Below are 18,983 nucleotides of genomic sequence, written 5' to 3' on the forward strand. Positions count from 1 at the left end.
GAATGCCGACCCTTCTTCCGAACAACAAAAGCTACTCGTTGAGTTCCTGAATTTTCTTTTCAAGAACTGCTATTCGCTCTTTCAAACGTTCTTCACGCTTGCTTCTTTTTTCAGCGTATTCCTTTTCAATACCGACAATCTTGGATTTGTAAAATCCTTGCATCGCATTGTAGAATGAAATGTTCGTCAGATTATTAACGTGATTGCTTTCGCCAAAATGCACTTGCTTGGTGAGCATATACCGTATCAATTTATGAAAGATTTCCTTTTTGAACTTCTTCTTGAAATTCTCAACGATTTCAACTTTGGTCATCTTTGAAGTATCACCCAACAATCCTGAAAAGTATTTTTGTTGGCTCATATAATCCACATTATTTTCAAAAAGTGATATTGAAAAAGCGACCATTTCATCTACCGATAGTGTTTTCTTGGTATTGATATATTTGGTCTCTCTAATCATTTGAACAACTTCTTCAAACTGCTTGTTGTTGTCAATTTGCTTTTTACGAATTTCCCTTTTGTTGATTTTAACGATTTGTTCTTCAGGGGTACAATCCGCCATTTTCCTGTCAGTCAATGGTGCCGAATAATCATTTGATTCATTTTTAGGTTTCTCTATGACCTTTACATACACTTCTTTATTTTGGTATGTTTCAGGATGGAATACGATACCGTTTACAAATCCATTTTCTTGAGCTGAAAAGTATATTTCTAATTCTTCTTCATAATCCTGTACTGCTTCCCGTAATTTTCTTTTTAATTCATCATCGGAAAGTTTGTAATGTTGATATTCTGTTTTGATGTCATCAATTGTTGGCTCAATCGGATTTTCTATGATTTCAACATCATCCAGCAAATAAACCTTCAAACCATTCTTTTCCAGTTGAGAAATAATGAGCTGGTTTCTCTCATCGTCTGCCCAATACTGTCGTATTTCAGGAATTAACAAGATGTTTTCTTTCTTCGATTTCTCAATCAGGTTCAAGAAAGACTTCGTTTTCTTGGTCTCAAAACAAGCTGACTTGGTACAGACCATTTTATCTTCACCAAACAGATTTCCTTGATTTGCTGCATTGAACGGACATTCTACACACGACCCAGCTTTTGGCACTAACTCTTTATCTTTGACATCGAAGGATGCTTTTTCCAAATCATAGGTCTGGTCTTTAATCATTCTATTTATCTGGTGTGCATTAAAGTCTTCGCCCATCGTTTCCAACATCATTTGTTGTTCTTCGGGTTCAAAAAGTGCGACACCAACACCCAATGAAATGGTCATTTCGCCATTTCGGACAAAGTGCTTAAAGCCCTCTATCAATCCTGCCAATTTTAGGCGTTGTCTTATAAAGTTGTCTGTTCTTCCCAATCGCTTTGCAATTTCAGCAGGTGCATACTTTTCACTCAGAAAGGCAATTGCTTCGGCCTCTTCGGTAGGTTCAACATCCTGTCTTTGTAGATTTTCGATGATTTGAATTTCCAGAACATCATCGTCCTTATACGTTCTTACAATACAGGGTATCGTTTTCTTGCCAGCTAACTTACTGGCACGATACCTACGCTCGCCCATTACGATGATATAATCTTTTTTGGATTTCCTTACCGTAATAGGTTGTAGTACGCCGTGCTTCTCAATACTTTCTGAAAGCTGTTCTAGCAACTTTTCATCAAACGTTTTTCTGGGTTGCATCGGGTCGGGATTGACCTTTGCAATAGGCAGATTCTCAATTTTAAATGCCTTAACATTTTTTCCGTTCACTTCTTTTTTTGCAGCTACTTTTGTTCGACTGCGCTTTTTTGTGGTACTCGCTTTTGTTGTCATAATACTCAAATTTTTGATTAAACAATATTTGAGCAGAAACCAAACGGAAGATAAAATCTTGGCTCAAAAGGAAACGGAATAAATGAGTAGTGGAAGAAGCGGTGGCTTTATGCCGTAGTCTTTTGATGGAAGTATTTTACGAGTTTAACTTGCGGTAATATTGTATGATAATAAACTTCACCCTAAAGTATACTCAATTTTAACTTTTATTCGTTGAAGAATGTAGATGTTTAAATACAAGAATTTGTCCCATATTTATGTTTTTTTTGGGACAAAAGTAAAGTAACTGAAAGAGAATGTTTTTTGAATAGAATGATAAAAAAACGCTAGACTTTATTGAAATAAAGAGTTTTTCATAGCACTTAATGTCAAAAAATTAAAAAGCATATCATTTTATATTAGCACCAAAAAAAAGCAAAATGTTGTACCTATGTTGTACCTGTCCTATTTTTAGCCACTATTTTCAAATGAAAAAAGCCGAAGATTTCTCTTCGGCTTTTGTGCGGGCGGGGAGACTCGAACTCCCACACCTCGCGGCATCAGATCCTAAGTCTGACGTGTCTACCAATTCCACCACGCCCGCATTTTAATATTTTAACACTTTTTATTTGGTTTAATCCTAAGTCTAGCGTGTCTACCAATTCCACCACGCCCGCATTTTAATATTTATATCCTACTCTAAACAAAAATAACGTTTAAAGTCTAGCGTGTCTACCATCCCGATAACTATCGGGACCACCACGCCCGCATTAAAAATCTTTTACAAAATACTTAGGACTCTCTGTAAAAGGAGTGCAAATATAAACAAGATTTTGGTTTTAAAAATATTTTTTTTAAAAATTTTAAAATCTCCTAAATCTAAGTTAAACCCAAACAGCAATTCCTTTAGAAATCACAATGTTTGGTAGAGGTTTTGTACTTTAGCAATTCTTCAAAAACAATCCATATGAAATGCCTCATATTTAATTATAAAAAAACCGAAGATGTCCCGATAGCTATCCCTGTCTGGTAGGCAGACATCTTCCAATTTCTCAAATATATTATATAGATGAAAAGTGCAAAACCTTATATTGAAAAAAACAAAGATCGATTCTTGGATGAGTTGGTTGAACTTTTAAAAATCCCATCAATTAGTGCCGACCCGGCCTATAAAAAAGATGTTCTAACAACAGCGGATGCCGTAAAGGTACAGTTGGAAAAAGCGGGTTGCGACTCAGTAGAAATCTGCGAAACTCCCGGATATCCAATTGTCTATGGCGAAAAAATTATTGATAAAAACCTACCTACCGTTTTAGTGTATGGGCATTATGATGTGCAACCGCCAGACCCAATGGATTTATGGGATAGCCCACCTTTTGAGCCGGTAATTAAAAACACCGAGCTACACCCTGAAGGCGCAATCTTTGCTCGTGGTAGTTGTGACGATAAGGGCCAAATGTATATGCACGTAAAGGCTTTGGAATATATGACCGAAACAGACCAACTGCCCTGCAATGTGAAATTTATGATTGAGGGCGAAGAGGAAGTTGGAAGCGTTAGCCTAGGATGGTTTTTGGAAAGAAACAGGGAAAAACTAAAAAATGACGTTATTTTAATTAGCGATACGGGAATGATTGCCCCAGATACGCCTTCAATAACAACTGGCCTTCGTGGATTAAGTTATGTGGAAGTAGAAATTACGGGACCAAATCGCGATCTTCACAGTGGGCTCTACGGCGGTGCCGTTGCCAACCCGATAAACGTACTGACCAAAATGATTGCTTCGCTTCACGATGAAAACAATCATATTACCATTCCTGGTTTTTATGACGATGTTGAAGTTCTTTCAAAAGAAGAACGCGAAAAAATGGCCGAAGCACCGTTCAGCCTTGACAATTATAAAAAAGCACTTGACATAGATGCTGTTTATGGCGAAAAAGGATATTCTACCAACGAACGCAATTCCATTCGTCCTACATTAGACGTCAATGGCATCTGGGGCGGATACACTGGCGAAGGAGCTAAAACAGTAATTGCGAGCCAGGCGTTTGCAAAAATAAGCATGCGCTTAGTGCCAGACCAATCCTGGGAAAAAATAACCGAATTGTTTAAAAAACACTTTGAAAGTATTGCTCCCGAAGGAGTTCGTGTAAAAGTAAACCCGCATCACGGCGGACAAGCTTATGTAACCCCAATTGACAGTTTGGGCTATAAAGCTGCTGAAAAAGCTTATGAAGAAACCTTTGGTAAAACACCAATTCCACAGCGCAGTGGCGGAAGTATTCCAATTGTAGCCCTGTTTGAGGAAGAGTTGAAGAGCAAGACTATTTTAATGGGCTTTGGTTTAGACAGCGATGCCATCCACTCGCCTAACGAGCATTTTGGAATTTGGAATTACTTAAAGGGAATAGAGACCATTCCTCAATTTTATCATTTCTTTACTGAAATGGCTAAATAAATAAGGATGTTGCTCGGCAAAATCAGAGCAACTTATTTCTTTTTGAAAATGAAAGTAAAAGTATCAGACCTGACAGGTTTTTAAAACCTGTCAGGTATTTTATTTATACCTACAAGGAGGCCTAACGGCAAAATACTTCAACAAAAGTACAGCACATCACCTTGCAGGAGATTAACTAAAACCTACTAGACCTTCTTATTCTTCGCATAAAGTATGGGCATCCGCTAAAGCTCCGGTGACACGCGGGCGAATGACGAGGGAAAACCTGTGAGGACTTTTGATTAAATTTAAATCAATATCTTTATTCATTAGTGTCCGATTAAAAGAGTGAGAAAATTTGTTGAGTCACAGATAATAGGCAATTAGAATATTTTTTATTTAATGACAGCATGCTATCAAACTTAGCATCAAAATTTATCAATTAAAATGTATGTTTAATCAATTTTATCTAGTTTTCAATCTATTAAAAAGCAAGTCTTACGTCTTTCAGCGCAGCGGTCTTATATCTTAGTCGGACACGACTAATCTTTATTAAAGATTTTTATCAAATTTTAATATTATGGAAACCCAATATATCACAGATAAAAAAGGAAAGAAAATTGCGGTGATACTTTCAATGGCGGATTATAAAAAAATGCTCGATCAACTTGAAGATCTTCAAGATGTAAAGCTTTATGATAATGCAAAAAAGAATTTAGAAGAATCAATGGTTGCCGAAGATGCTTTTAAATTTATAGAAAGTGAGCGTTAAAAGGCAGGTAAATGGATTATAGGGTTAAGATAAAAAAAAGTGCTATTAAAGCTTTAAAAAAAATCAATGATCCTTATTATTCTTCAATAAAATCTGCAATTCTTTAATTAGGAAAAAACCCACGACCATATGGATACGGAAAGTTAAAAGGTAGAGAAGCCTACCGTATTCGCGTTTCAGATTATAGAATAATTTATGAGATATTCGACAATGAATTATTAGTAGATGTTATTTCTTTAGGGCATAGAAAAGACATCTATTAAATTACAACTTCTTTACAAAATCAGTAATAATCACAATTTGCTGTCCGTCAACTTTTCCTTCAATATATTTTTCGTTGTCACGGTCTAGGGAAATTCGGCGCACTGCCGTTCCTTGTTTGGCAACCATGCTGCTGCCTTTCACTTTTAAATCTTTTATTAGCACTACCGAATCACCGGCTTCCAGCACTACGCCATTGCTATCTCTATGCACTATGGCTTCCTCCTTTTCTTCTTCTGCAGCTACATCGGCTTTGGCCCATGCTTTAGTGTCTTCTTCCAAATACATCATATCGAGCAGGTCTTGAGGCCAACCTTCGGCTTTTAACCTGTTCAACATGCGCCAAGCCATAACTTGAACCGCCGGAACTGTGCTCCACATACTATCATTTAAGCACCGCCAATGATTTGGTTCTACTTTTTCAGAATCTTCAATTTGTTCTTTACAAGTGTTGCAGATTAAAATGGAGCCTGCCACTCCTTCCACTGGCGAATTAGGCACTTCAAACACACCGAGGTTTTCTTCGTTTCCGCAAAGTTCACATTTGTTATCACTTCGCTGTTGTAATTCTTTTTCTAGACTCATTGTGTAAATTTTTATGCCGCCGCAATGGCTTTGGAAATTAATAGTACAAAGATAGCCCAATGGATTGAAAAAACCTTCTGAAAAGCTAATAGTAAGAACACGTAGTAATAAAAAAACCGACAAAGACGTACGACCGCTACGCTGTATAACTTACGACGTACGACCAGAATTGCAATGACCTGATAATCGGGTTAACTTCATTTAAAAGGCACTTAAGCACAACTACATATCTATCACATCAATAACAATCAAGTACTAAGCCTTACACCTAAAAACGAAATAACGGTTACTGAGATTGCTGAAGCTTCTTAAGTCTTAGTCAGACACAAATGATTATCTTTATTAACCTGAAGCCATAAAAACATCGAAACTCATGAAGCCCAAATATACCCCACCCGCGTTATTTAAACTAAGCTTATTTTTAATTCTGATTTTCACGTTTTCAGGTTTTGCCCAAAATAAAAAACAACCTGATTTGGTTACTTCTTATAAAGAATATACCGAATTACCTCGTGAAATAAGTTATGCCCACCTCAACAAAACCACGTATCTAAAAGGAGAAATACTGGGTTACACTACTTATGTTTTCGACAAACTAAGCAAAAAACCTTCACCAAGAACTACCAATGTTTATTGCACAATTTCCGATGAAAATGATAGAATTGTAAAAAGTGAAATGATTTTGGCAGCCAACGGAATTGCCAATGGCTCTTTTCAAATTGATAGTCTTTTTACTTCGGGAACATATACTTTTAAGGCATATACCAATTGGATGCGAAATTTTGACGAGCATAACTATTACACACAGACAATAAAAATTCTGAATTCCGAAGCGGAAGATACTGTGAAAAACAAAACCACAACCTTAAAACTGGATGCTCAATTTCTTCCGGAAGGCGGTCATTTTGTTGCAGATGTAAAAAACTCTGTCGGTGTTATTGTAAAAGACAGCCTTGGTTTTGGAGTTCCAAATGTTACAGGAAAAGTTATAGATTCAGAAAGTAATACTGTTATCGATTTTAAAACGAACAGTCTAGGTATCGGAAAATTTACTTTTCTACCTAATGAGAATGAACTGTATAGTGCCATAATAAATTTTAATGGTTCCGAACAAAAATTCACAATACAGAAGACGGAAAACCAAGGGATAGCTCTAACCCTAAACGATTTGGGAACTCGGGTGGCACTTTCCTTCCGAACCAATAAAAATACATTCGAGCAAATAAAAAATAACGATTACACCTTGGCCATCCATAATGGAAATGTTCTAAGAACCATCGATATTAATTTTGGAGAATCGCTGGAAGTTATAAAAATGATCAATTCTAAAGACTTGAATACAGGCATCAACATTTTTACACTTTTTGATGAAAATAGTCAGCCTATCATGGAACGACTTTTCTTTAAATATGATGGAATCAAGCTTCTGACAGCACAAAAACCACAAATTACAAATGTAGCAGATTCCCTGACGGTTAAAATTCCTATAAATAACATCAACACTGCTTTGGTTAATAACTTCAGCGTATCCGTGCTTCCTGTAGAAACAAAATCTTACAACCCCAACAACAATATAATTTCCGAAACTTATTTACAGCCTTATATTAAAAGTTATATTGAAAATGCCGCCTACTATTTTACGGATATAACCCGAAAAAAGAAGTTTGAACTGGACAATGTGCTTTTAACCCAAGGATGGAGCAGTTATGATTGGAACAGCATTTTTAACCAACCTCCTAAAGAACTTTACGAATTTGAAAACGGCATCAGTTTTAGAGCAAATATCAACAACAAACCTGCTCCAGAATATATGATGTATGCCAGTATGAATAATGAAATGGAAGTTTTTGATTTTGATGAAGGAGATAAAGACTTTGGAGCGGTAGGGCTTTACCCAATGGAAACTGAAAAAATAAAATTTAGTGCAATTAAGAAAAATAAAGATATAGCAAAGCCAAGCTTATATTTTCAATTTTCACCGTCGGCAATTCCAAGTTTAAACAAAACTGGATTCCATGTTCCATTAAATAACAAAACTATAAGTGATACTTATTCAGGCCAAAAAATATCAAATACAAGCTGGGGAAAAGCTGAGCAGCTTAAAGAAGTGGTAATCCATGCAAATAAAACAATATCTCGAGAAGACAAATTAACAAGAAACGCCTTTGGAAAAGTTAAAGTGATAAACGATCAAATTCGAAAATCGACAGTTTTATTGAGTGATTATATTAGAACGCAAGGGTTTAAAGTATATGAAATGATGGGGCAACTGATTATAACAAACCCAAGACCTACTTCATTTGGTCAAGGAGAGACAATTACCACGAAAGGCACACTATCCGGCAGCACCAATACCGTTGTCAAAACCAAGCCAGTTCTTGTTTATTTTAACGACATTAAACTTGGGAATACCGACATGCTCTATAAATACACCATGGACGACGTAGATTATATTCTTTTCGATAAATCAGGTGCAAGTGAAGGCGGAGTTGGTGCTCCAGGGGTTATTAAAATATATACCGACCCTAGTCTTTCCCAAAGCAATATGAAGCGGAATATATCGCAAGAAGTTTCCGTTCCGTTGGCATTTAGCAGTCCAAAAAAGTTTTATACTCCGGAATACACCTCTTATCAAGGCCAATTTTATGAGGATTACGGAGTTATTGGTTGGTTCCCGAGGCTGACAATCCAAGATGACGGAAACATACACTTTAAAGTTCAACGACAACTAATAGATAGTCTATCCGTTTTTATTGAAGGGACTGCTAATGATGGTAGTTTTATTTCGGAGAGAAAGACAGTAACAATTCCTTAGAACTTCCGCTAACCAAAATCTTTTGATGTTTGCTTTTGGCTCTATATTGTTTCAAGGAGGTAATTTTTTTCAAAGATCAAAATTTTATAAGTGCTGTTTTGGCCTAGTAAAAGTTTACGTAAAAAATAATGTGAGTGAAGGGCTAAGCAAACTAGCGCCAGCCGATTGAATTATTTTAAGTTAAGCTGTCTTGAATAATTCAAAATCTTGAACTAACGGATGCGAGCCTTTAGTTTGCGCCGCAACGAGGGAAGTTTTTAGTAAAGTTTTGCTCAGCCTAGCCTTTTTTTGGTTCGTTTTTTTTGGCAATGAAAAAAAATGAACAATTATATTTAAATGATTCAATTTAAACAGTTAGATATATTTTTATTATTACAAAAATTAATCTACCCACTATATTCAACATAGCACCTTACTTTTTTATTACTCTACACTTGTAGAATTAAAATAATTACTCTACGTTTGTAGAATCAATTTTAATTGAAGTTAGATGACACTCTCAAAAGCCGAAGAACAATTAATGCAATTTCTCTGGAAACAGGAACGTGCTGTTATGAAAGATTTGGTTGATGCATATCCCAACCCAAAACCTGCAACCACCACCGTCGCAACACTTTTAAAACGAATGCAGGATAAAAAGTTTATAGGTTATAAACAGCTTGGACGGTCGCGTGAATATTTTCCGTTGGTAAAAAAGAAAGATTATTTTTCAAAACAAGTCAATGTCCTTATCAAAAACTTCTTTAACAACAGCCCTTCACAATTTGCCTCTTTTTTTACTGAAGAAACCAATCTCTCTAAAAAAGAGTTGGAAGAGTTGAAAGCTCTAATCGATTCTGAAATTAAAAAGAAGTGATTATGGAAGTATATCTTTTAAAATCCACAATCTGCCTGACGCTATTATTCGTTTTTTATAAAATAGTTTTAGAAAACAGCTCCATGCATCATTTTAAGCGGTTTTACCTATTGGGAAGTCTAGCTGCGGCATTTCTAATTCCGCTGATTACATTTACAACCTATGTGGAAGCCTCGCCATTAGTTCCTATTTATGCTTCGGCAACTGAGCGAATAATCTTGACTGAAACTGTGCAACCCCTTACGTATTGGCCAACTGTTCTCTGGATAATTTACGCTATTGGCGTAGTATTTTTTAGTGTGAAGTTTTTCAGAAATATTCAGCTTATTGTTCAAAAAATTCATCGGAACCCAAAATGTCAGAAAAGTGGCATTACGCATGTTCTTTTAAATGAAACTATAATTCCACATACGTTTTTCAACTATATTTTCCTGAATAAAAGTGAATTCGAAAAAAACGAAATTCCTTTGGAAGTCATGCTTCACGAAGAAGCCCACGCACATCAAAAACATAGTTTTGACATTGTTTTAATCGAAATTTTAAAAATACTGTTTTGGTTTAATCCGCTGTTATTTTTTTTTAAAAGAAGCATCAAACTCAACCATGAGTTTCTGGCAGATGAAGCTGTTTTAAGTCACGGTTTTGAAATGGCAGGGTATCAAAAACTCTTATTGACGTTTTCAACAAAACCTGGAACGCCAATACTGGCACATTCAATTAATTACGCATCCATAAAAAAACGATTTTCAATTATGAAGACCAATACCTCCCGTCGCGCTATTCTGTTTAGAAGCATTTTGATACTACCCTTGTTAGCTTTTTTAATTTACGGGTTTAGTACGACCGAAACTGTTGAAAAATACAATGGCTCCAGTTTTGTTTCAGTAAATGACACTATTGAAGACATTCAAATAAAAATTGATGAGAACTCTAAAATCTTCTTGAACGGAAAAACCGTTTCCCTTTCCAACCTTAAAGACGAATTAAACAAGTTGAACACAAGTTTATCGGTAGAGCAAAAGCGAAAATATTTATCTGCGAGCATTGACGTGGAAAATGAAAGCCATAGCGATTTGGCAGAAGAGGTTGGCAATATCCTTTACAGCTCCAATATTAGAAGTTGGAGCATCACAAGCCTTAAAGGCGAAAGAGACGCTGGGCTAAAACATATTCCACAAACAAACCCAATGGCTGGTAAAACGGTAGCGGAAGCTGAGGTTATGCACCAAGCATATTTAAAAGAAGTCGAAAAGTTTGAAAAAGCTACTCCTCATGCAACGAATGATAAAAACAACCCATGGTCAGTTCAAGTTGGAACATCTGTGGAAATAGATGAAACTACTGGAGAAATAATTCAGCAGAAAGCCACTAAAGCAGAAATAAAAAAATATAATAAGCTGGCAAAAAAATACAATGCCATTGCTATTGAGAAGCGCAACATAACCAAAAAGGATCTCGAACTTCTAAAGCGCATTTATAGTAAAATGACCGATGAGCAGAAAGCAAAGGCTGAGCCTTTTCCAAAGTTCGATTCAAGTTCTGCTTCCAATAAAACAGGTTTTAATTTTAACCAAGACATAAATACAAATATCCCTACCCCTGAAACTCCTTCTTTTTATACTGATAACAAAGAGGTGAAGGCTAATGCATCTACAGTATTTATGTATGAGGATATGGTAATTCCCGCCAAAAAAGCTATTGAATTACTTTACCATAGTGAAAATAAAATCTACACCTCTGCCAGTAAAGAAAATGGGCAAGATGTGGTGCGGATTTCAGCAAGTGCTATGAAAAACGGAAAAAAATTCGCTTTATTTAATCCGTCACCATCTATTATAACGATGTCCGATAAAAGTTTAGACCCCAATACAGGCATAACGGACGCCACTTATTATTACCAAAACATGGTAATTACTCCAGAAAAAGCAAATGAATTACTTAAAAATAATAGTAAGCTACGAGTCTTTATAAACAAAACAGAGGATGGAAAAGGAACTATAACTTTATCTGAAAAGGTGATTTCGAATATTAAAATTGACCAGGATAAAGACAATGGTTATTAAATGGTCTATCTAATAAAGCGCTTACCGCTAAATAAAAGATATTTTTAATTTAGAGTTTGTTTTTCTCGAGGACTACAACTTATACTGTATCTTAAATAGAATAGTTCTTGGGAAAGTAAACTTTCTGGTATCTGTAATTACAAATTCCGAAAAAAAATTATTTTGTTTAAACTTTGTATTCAATAGATTACTCGCATTCAATTCAAAGCCCCAAGGGCTATCTTCTTTTTGATAAAAAACAGAAGCATTTAATTGATCGAAAACACTACTAGCTCCACTACTTTTATTTTTATTTTTTGATAAGGTGTAATCTGCATTAACTATAAAATCTTTTAGCAAAACTGCATCTACAGTACTGAATATTTGGTCATTTTGGAAATTGGTAATTCCATCCGCAGACTTATAATTGTCAAAATCTTTGGTGTAACCTATTTCCAAAGTTGGGAAGGAATCAAAAAGAGTTTTAAAACCAATCGTCCCACCGATTCTCCTCGATATATTTAAGCTTTCCTCTTCATTTAGTAACTGAAAAAAATCTGAATAATTAAGATTGCTCTTTACGAAATATTTCATTTTTCCAATATCTTTATAAACACTCCCATTGAAGCTAAAGTTTTGTTCCGGATTATCTAATAGCACCACATCGTTATATTGCTCAATTCCATTGAGAATTGTTGTGTTTTTAACGTGTTTTTCCTTTCTCTCATAATTCGCGAATAAAGCAAGTTGCAATTTGCTGCTAAGTGAAAATTTATTGTAACCTAACGTAATATTATGGAAGATTTCATTTTCCAAAGCATCATTTCCTTTATAAACACTATTAAAATCAGACAATATATATCCATTTGCAAGTTGAGAAGTTTGAGGAACTCTATTCTCTAAGCTATAATTAAAAGTTAGCTTTTCCACAAAACTAAACGGAATATCAATATCTAATTTTGGGAGAAGTAAATCTTGTGATTGGTTTTTCTTAACATCCTTTTGGTTCGTTGTCCAATTAAAGAAGTGAAGGTATAAAGCAGGTTTAAAAGTAACTTTTCCAGTTTGGAATTTGTATTCCAATCCTAAAAACGTATTGACAATATTGTATTGAAGCTTATTATCAAATCCGTTATCCGAAAAACTGTTAGAATTGCCGTCAGAAAGAAGTTGACTATCCTCACTTAGATAACTAGAAAATGATGCATTTACACCAAAGCTGGGGTATAAGTGATGAAACTTACCTACTACCCAATAATCCTTTATTAAACCATTAAAGGTATGTGAGGCGATCCTTTTGTTTTGAAGTAAATAATAATCATTATCGTCCACCAGGGGAAGTAAGCCCTGTAAAATAGGCGCATCGGTTCTCCAACCATTATTTGGTTTATTTTCATTGAAATTATATATTCCTTCTATTGTTGCAGTATGTCTTGATGACAATTTTAAACTATAGTTTAGCTGTTGCGTTAATTGAATGGAATGAAGTTTTGAATTTGTTTGTATAAGATTATCTTTAAATGGATTTTCGGTAATTATTGAACCATCAGAATTATTAGTGCTTCCTTTAAAATAACTGGAATAGGAAAAATCTTCTTCAAAACTAGGCTTATACTCCAAGTTCGCTTTTCCTATAATAAAGAAGTTATTATTGCTGTTGTCCGTTAATCTCTGTTCATCGAATGGGTCTTCTGAATTTGAGTAACGATTTAGTGTACGAGAGGAGGTAGTGGTTTTACTTTTTGACGCAATTACGTAGCCGTTTAAATTTGTACTTCGAGAAAGAAATTGCTGTAAATTCAATGCGCCAAATTGCGAAACATTTTCGGTATAATCCCGATTTGAAATATATTGTGAAATGTCGCTATTATAGAGCGTTGAAAACGAATTTTCTCCACTAAAGAGTTTGCTAGTTCCTCCTTCAAAATTGATATAATCGTTTAGAGTAAAGGCCTTTTCTGATATATTGTTTACATCACCAATGAAACCCACACTTGTATTCGGACTGTAATAAAAAAGCTTTGGATTTACTACATATCTGTTTTTTAATCCGCCACCCGCTTCAATATCTCCGAAAGTAAATTTCTTCTTGTCTTCTTTTAGTTTTATGTTAAGAGCAATTGCATCACTGTCCAGTAAACCCTTAAGCATAGCTATCTCCGTATAGTTATCCAGGACTTCCACTTGACTAACTGCATCTGCAGGAATATTATTGACAGCGAGTTTGCTATCTCCAGTAAAAAAAGTTTGGTTTTCAACCAATACCTTGGTTATTTTTCTGCCCTGTACTTTTACGTTGCCTTCCCTATCCACTTCAACACCTGGAAGATTTTTTAGCAATTCGTTTAATTTTCGTTCTGTTCCAGTGGCAAAAGCATCTACATTATAGATAAGTGTATCTTTTTTTACAACAAGAGGGATTTTACTTTTTAGAAAAACCTCTTCCAGCTGGCCAATGTTTTCTTTTAGAATGAAATTTTCAATACTATTTTCATCAATATCAATAGTTTTGATTTGTTTCTGAAAGCCTAAATAGCTAACACTAACTTGATAACTCTCTTTGCTTTCTATTTTTAAGGAATAGAGACCGTTTGCATCTGTTATGGCAAATGCCATTGATGCATCCTGGCTATTTGGCACTGCAAGAATATTGGCATTCGTCAAAGGATTGGCTAAGCTATCGCTAACTTTTCCCTTTAAAATAACCGTTTGTCCATGGCCAGAAAAGGTTCCAAAAAAAAGATAAGCGAGAGGTATTATAAAATATTTTTGAAATATAATTATATTTGGCACATCTTATTTCTTAAAATATATAAAACTAGAAGATGGTTTAAATATTATTTTTTTGGCTTATTGGATTACTTCAATTAAATTTAAATTGAGTGTTTTCATTTTTCTTTGAATATTTCTCGCGAGTTATAGTTTCCCCCTTTGGCCATTTTATTTTAACCTTTTTAGTTTCTATTTTAGTAGCAACAAAACAACTTCCACTCTGGCACTTCTTTAAAATCAATCCAGGTAGGCCTCCATATCCTTGTGGCCCAAAATTAAAAGGAAGTTCCGGAGCATACCAGACTATAATCTCCCTACGCAAATCATTACCTCCAGCTGGATGCGGTTCAGTATATTTTGCTATGGCTTTGTAACAAGTGTAACCTAAAATAGTTTCAGTTTCTTTGATTAATTCCCAATCAAAAAAGTCGAAACCGTAATTTATAAATAACTTACTTCCAGATCTCTTTTCCAATACCTGCTTAGTGGTAGCATCTTGATAAAAATCTCCTCTATCCGCATTCATTCTTGCAAGTTCGTTTACAGAGCTTCCGTTTGCATCACTTAACATAAGTTCATCTAAGTAAAAAAATGATTTGTCCTTATCGATTTCTAAACTGTAAGTACTTTTTTCCGCTTCTAATGTAGCTTTTAACGACAAATTAGCCAATCTTTTAAAATTTTCGCTTTCACCTGGATTTTGCATTTCTTGTTTAAATGCTGAAATCTGCTTTTTGCTGTCCATTCCATATGTAATCACCATATTTTGCGCAGTAATTGGCATTATAAGATTAAGCGACATTATAAATAAAACTAATACTACTATCTTTTTGTTCATTGATCTTAATTTAGGGAATTTTAAAAAAACAACTCATTTTCTAGAAATATAAAATAAATATTCAATTTTGGAAAAACTTATTTTATAAAGAAAATGAGTTGTCTAAAATATTCTTTTATTAATTCGGAGCTATTGCACATTGGCTCTTGTAGTAATTTACTCTTCCAAAATATTGATCTGGCGTTATAGTTCCATTTGCCAAATCAATATCCGCACGTCTCATAGCTTCACTCATGCAGTCTACGGCTACATCACTTTTGAATGTTGGAGTTGTAGCATACGACGTTAAAGAAGTTGCAAAAACAACAACACAAATTAGAATCATTTTTTTTATGTTTTAGGTTTTTATGGTTAATAATTCCCCAAAACTCAAAAAAAAAAAAAAACTGAAATACAAAGTTTATTGATACTTCTTTTTCTACAATTTTATATTTGGCTCGAATTTAGCCATATATTAAAACATTATTTATTATTAAAACTATTATAAGATTCATTCGGTAGTCCAAAGCGTATTCAAAAGACTACTAGCTTCTTTTAAATTTTCTTTGTAAATCCGTCATAAAAATTACTCGTTATGTTGCGCATCAAATTTTACCGCAAAAAAATCTTACTATTGCTTATTCCAAGTGTCATTTAAAACATTGACATCTGGCAGCATTTTATCGGGATCCAATACCACGCGTTGTACCAGTTTTGACGTTTTTAATAAATGGCTCCACACATTGCCACGTTGCCAAATTTCTACTGGAAGCAACACCGTTTCCGTAGTATTATCGGTATAAGTGACCAAGAGTTTGACCGGCATGGGAATTTCGCCGTTATTTTCTACAGTAATCAAATAATTTCCCTGATACGGTTCTACCGAGGTAATGCCCATGTCTATGTTTCCGTTTCCGTAAAACCATCCTTTCCAGAAATAAGACAAGTCTTCTCCCGCAACATTTTCAATATGGTTAAAAAAGTCGTTTGGCTGTGGATGTTTGTACGCCCAATGACGAATGTAACTATTGAAAGCATTGTCAAAACGTTCATGACCAAGTATGTATTCACGAAGTAAATACAAGCCTGCAAAAGGTTTGTAATAGGCGGTATATGCCAAGTTTCGTGGGTTAGCCACTTCAGGTGATGTTTCTATGCCTTCTCTGGTTTCAGAAGTTAGATAGCTCAACAGACTGCGTGGGCCTTCCATTCTTGTACCATATTCGCCGTTATTAAAAGCTTCGGTGCTATAATGGTTAATAAATGTATTTAAGCCTTCGTCCATCCATGGGTAACGACGTTCATTGCTACCCACGATCATCGGGAACCAGTTGTGGCCAAATTCATGATCGGTAACGCCCCAAAGGCTGGAGCCAGTACTTTTATACGAGCAGAAACTAACGCCTGGGTATTCCATTCCGCCAACATTTGCCGCAACATTAATTGCGTTATGGTACGGATAAGGGTAATAGGTTTTTGAGTAATATTCTACTGATGCTTTTGTGTATTCGGTAGAACGGGTCCATGCATGGCTTCCGTCGCTTTCTTTTGGATATACAGATTGCGCCACGCCAGTTTGTCCATTGCCCAAATCCATACGGGCAGCATCCCAAATAAATGCTTTTGAAGCAGCCCAAGCCACATCGCGTGTGTTCTCCATTTTAAAATGCCACGTAAGTGTACCGTTATTTTTAACGTTCGCAATTGGCTTTCCAACCTCATCGGGCTTGATTATATATACCGTCTTATCACTTTTTTCAGCTTGTGAAAATCGTTTTTGTTGCGTATTTGTAAGTACGTCTTTTGGGTTTTGCAAGACGCCAGAGCAAACTACAGTTTGAGCTGCAGGAGCAGTGATTTTTACATCAAAATCTCCATATTCACAATAAAACTCGCCTGCGCCCAAGTACGGCTCAGTATTCCAACCCACCACATCGTCAAACACGGCTACCCGCGGATACCACTGCGCAAGGGCATAAACCGTTCCTTCTTTGGTGTCCAGTCTTCCCATTCGGTCCATACCTTCAACGGGAACCTTAAAGTTAAAGTTCATTTTAATAGTGACCTCCCCGCCATTGGCAGCTAGTGGCTTATCCAGAAAAAGCTGCATACGGGTATCGGAAACCATATATTTTGAAGAAGTTCCGGTTTTGGTCTTTGCCTGAACATTAGTCAGTTTATAACCGCCTTCAACATCGCCGCTATATCGACTTCCCTGAACGGGCGTAGTAAGCGTGCCGCGGGAGGTTTCGGTAAAACGATTCTGTTCTAAATACAACCAAATAAAGTCTAAGGTTTCAGGACTGTTATTGGTATAATGAATCGTGACATTGCCAGAAACGGTATGCTTTTTATCGTCTAATTCTACTTCTAAATTATAATCAGCAGAATTTTGCCAATATTCGGGGCCGGGCTTTCCCGAAGCGGTTCGGTATGCATTTCCCTGCCGGTAGCTAAAATCGTCAAAAAAATGTTGGTTGTTCTGGGTTACTTCCTGCGCATTCAGTGCAACGGAAAAAGTGGAAAGAAGCAGCATTATCCACAAACTGCTGTTAAAATACTTCATTATATATAAATTTTTTGCAAATAGCGAAGGTAGCAAATGAGATGTGAAAAAATTGTTAAAACGACGTATTCAAATGACCCTTTCCCAGTGGCCTTGAGGCAATGTTTCACTTTAAAGTTTTCGTACAAGTTGGCTCTAGTTTAGAATAGCTATGACACATTAGACCTTTGGACTCCCATTAAAAATACTTCGCCAAGGAAATAGGTTGATTTGAAAATAAATTGTAGTCTGTTTTTATATTAAAACAGACAATTTGAAATTCAGAACAAGAAAAAATCAACCTAAAAGCAAACTGGTCTAAAATTTTAAAGTACTGTCTAAAATTGAGGTCCGCGGGATTACTGAGAGGTTAATTAATTGCAATCTCTTCTATTGATACGATTTCTGCTTTTCTTCAGAATAATGCGATTCAAAAATCCGGTATTTGAATAATCCTACCACCACTGCTCCTCCAATTCCATTTCCGGATAAAGTTAAGAGAAGAAACCAAAGATAGTCTGTAACTGAAATAGCATCTGTATTCAGAAAGGCGCCAAACACTTCAATATTCCCAACAATGCTATGATGGAACCCGCCAAAACCAATAACCCCCGTAATCATAAAAATAAGCAAGACTCGGGTAAGGGAATTCCTGGTACTGTTTAACAGCCATGCCAATAGGCCCATAAGCCACCCAGCAGTTATGGCGCTCAAAAGCAGTACCCACCATGGATAGTTTAAAACATGGGTTCCTACTTTTACCATGGTATCATTTGTAAAAAGATGCATTTTTGGGGCAAGGCTTCCTATAAAATAAACAAAAAACATACCGCCTATCAGGTTGCCTACAATCACAATTCCCCAAATGCGCATCAACTCCCAAATACTCCGCTGCCCGTTTAAAACCGGAAGGGCCAAGACAGAAGTTTGTTCGGTATAGAGGGCAGATTTACCTAAAATTACCAATATAAATCCAATGGGGTACACGATACTAAAAAGCTTAAAGACAAGCTGCTCGTCCATACTACCACTAAAAAGGTAATAGACCGAGCAAACCAGTAGATAACTAAACCCAATCTCCAGACCGGCGATTGTGGCGCTTAAAAACATGGCTTTGCTCTTGGTTTTAAAAAGCTCTTCCCCTTCATGGATCACCCTACTCAAAATATCTCTATACTTTTGGGCGCCCTTTACCTCATTAGACTTTTTCTCCAAGTCCTTTTGATAGTCTTCTTGGTCTTTTTCTTCTTCTTTCATCAACTAATTTAGCGGGTGATTTTTAG

Annotated in this window: 12 protein-coding genes, 1 tRNA gene and 1 pseudogene; 6 read left to right on the forward strand and 8 right to left on the reverse strand. The window is 35.7% G+C overall.

The annotated features are described in order from the left end of the window. Positions 1–31 precede the first annotated feature (31 nt). Complete coding sequence (locus tag QPK98_RS01635) at positions 32–1,819, reverse strand: ParB/RepB/Spo0J family partition protein (RefSeq protein ID WP_310991263.1); 1,788 nt, start codon at positions 1,817–1,819, stop codon at positions 32–34. Positions 1,820–2,320: 501 nt separating this feature from the next. Then, positions 2,321–2,402 (reverse strand) — tRNA-Leu (locus QPK98_RS01640). A gap of 465 nt (positions 2,403–2,867) precedes the next feature. On the opposite strand from QPK98_RS01640, the gene QPK98_RS01645 reads away from it, so the two are divergent. The 3 genes and pseudogenes from QPK98_RS01645 to QPK98_RS01655 form a co-directional block, all read left to right on the forward strand. Next, positions 2,868–4,256 (forward strand): dipeptidase, encoded by a 1,389-nt coding sequence (locus QPK98_RS01645; RefSeq protein WP_310991264.1) that lies wholly within the window; start codon positions 2,868–2,870, stop codon positions 4,254–4,256. 559 nt (positions 4,257–4,815) lie between these two features. Next, the gene (locus QPK98_RS01650) at positions 4,816–5,007 is read left to right on the forward strand and encodes a RelB antitoxin-like protein (protein ID WP_310991265.1); all 192 of its coding nucleotides are present in this window, start codon (positions 4,816–4,818) and stop codon (positions 5,005–5,007) included. 128 nt (positions 5,008–5,135) lie between these two features. Then, positions 5,136–5,270: pseudogene (locus QPK98_RS01655) on the forward strand (type II toxin-antitoxin system RelE family toxin); the annotation flags it as partial. Between the two features lies 1 nt (position 5,271). On the opposite strand, the gene QPK98_RS01660 reads toward QPK98_RS01655, so the two are convergent. Further along, positions 5,272–5,853 (reverse strand): PhnA domain-containing protein, encoded by a 582-nt coding sequence (locus tag QPK98_RS01660; protein WP_310991266.1) that lies wholly within the window; start codon positions 5,851–5,853, stop codon positions 5,272–5,274. Between the two features lie 373 nt (positions 5,854–6,226). On the opposite strand from QPK98_RS01660, the gene QPK98_RS01665 reads away from it, so the two are divergent. The 3 genes from QPK98_RS01665 (at position 6,227) to QPK98_RS01675 (ending at position 11,587) form a co-directional block, all read left to right on the forward strand. Then, positions 6,227–8,668: a hypothetical protein gene (locus QPK98_RS01665; RefSeq protein WP_310991267.1), complete on the forward strand. Its 2,442-nt coding sequence runs from the start codon at positions 6,227–6,229 to the stop codon at positions 8,666–8,668. 490 nt (positions 8,669–9,158) lie between these two features. Beyond that, on the forward strand, positions 9,159–9,524 hold the full coding sequence (locus tag QPK98_RS01670; RefSeq protein ID WP_310991268.1) for a BlaI/MecI/CopY family transcriptional regulator: 366 nt from the start codon (positions 9,159–9,161) through the stop codon (positions 9,522–9,524). A gap of 2 nt (positions 9,525–9,526) precedes the next feature. After that, positions 9,527–11,587 carry a M56 family metallopeptidase gene (locus QPK98_RS01675; protein ID WP_310991269.1) on the forward strand — a complete coding sequence of 687 codons (2,061 nt, stop codon included), beginning with the start codon at positions 9,527–9,529 and terminating at the stop codon, positions 11,585–11,587. A 72-nt stretch (positions 11,588–11,659) separates the two neighbouring features. Here the strand turns inward: QPK98_RS01675 and QPK98_RS01680 are convergent, their stop codons facing one another. The 5 genes from QPK98_RS01680 to QPK98_RS01700 all read right to left on the reverse strand — a co-directional run bounded on the left by QPK98_RS01680 (position 11,660) and on the right by QPK98_RS01700 (position 18,957). Beyond that, the gene (locus QPK98_RS01680; protein ID WP_310991270.1) at positions 11,660–14,359 is read right to left on the reverse strand and encodes a carboxypeptidase-like regulatory domain-containing protein; all 2,700 of its coding nucleotides are present in this window, start codon (positions 14,357–14,359) and stop codon (positions 11,660–11,662) included. 70 nt (positions 14,360–14,429) lie between these two features. Further along, entirely contained in the window at positions 14,430–15,176 is a 747-nt protein-coding gene (locus QPK98_RS01685) for a GLPGLI family protein (RefSeq protein ID WP_310991271.1), read from the reverse strand. Between the two features lie 118 nt (positions 15,177–15,294). Next, complete coding sequence (locus tag QPK98_RS01690; RefSeq protein WP_310991272.1) at positions 15,295–15,501, reverse strand: hypothetical protein; 207 nt, start codon at positions 15,499–15,501, stop codon at positions 15,295–15,297. 285 nt (positions 15,502–15,786) lie between these two features. Beyond that, positions 15,787–17,721, reverse strand: a complete 1,935-nt coding sequence (locus QPK98_RS01695; RefSeq protein ID WP_310991273.1) for a M1 family metallopeptidase — start codon at positions 17,719–17,721, stop codon at positions 15,787–15,789. Positions 17,722–18,090: 369 nt separating this feature from the next. After that, positions 18,091–18,957: a formate/nitrite transporter family protein gene (locus QPK98_RS01700; protein ID WP_310991274.1), complete on the reverse strand. Its 867-nt coding sequence runs from the start codon at positions 18,955–18,957 to the stop codon at positions 18,091–18,093. Between the last annotated feature and the right edge of the window lie 26 nt (positions 18,958–18,983).

Source organism: Aequorivita marina (assembly GCF_031631895.2).
Classification (GTDB): Bacteria; Bacteroidota; Bacteroidia; order Flavobacteriales; family Flavobacteriaceae; genus Aequorivita; species Aequorivita marina.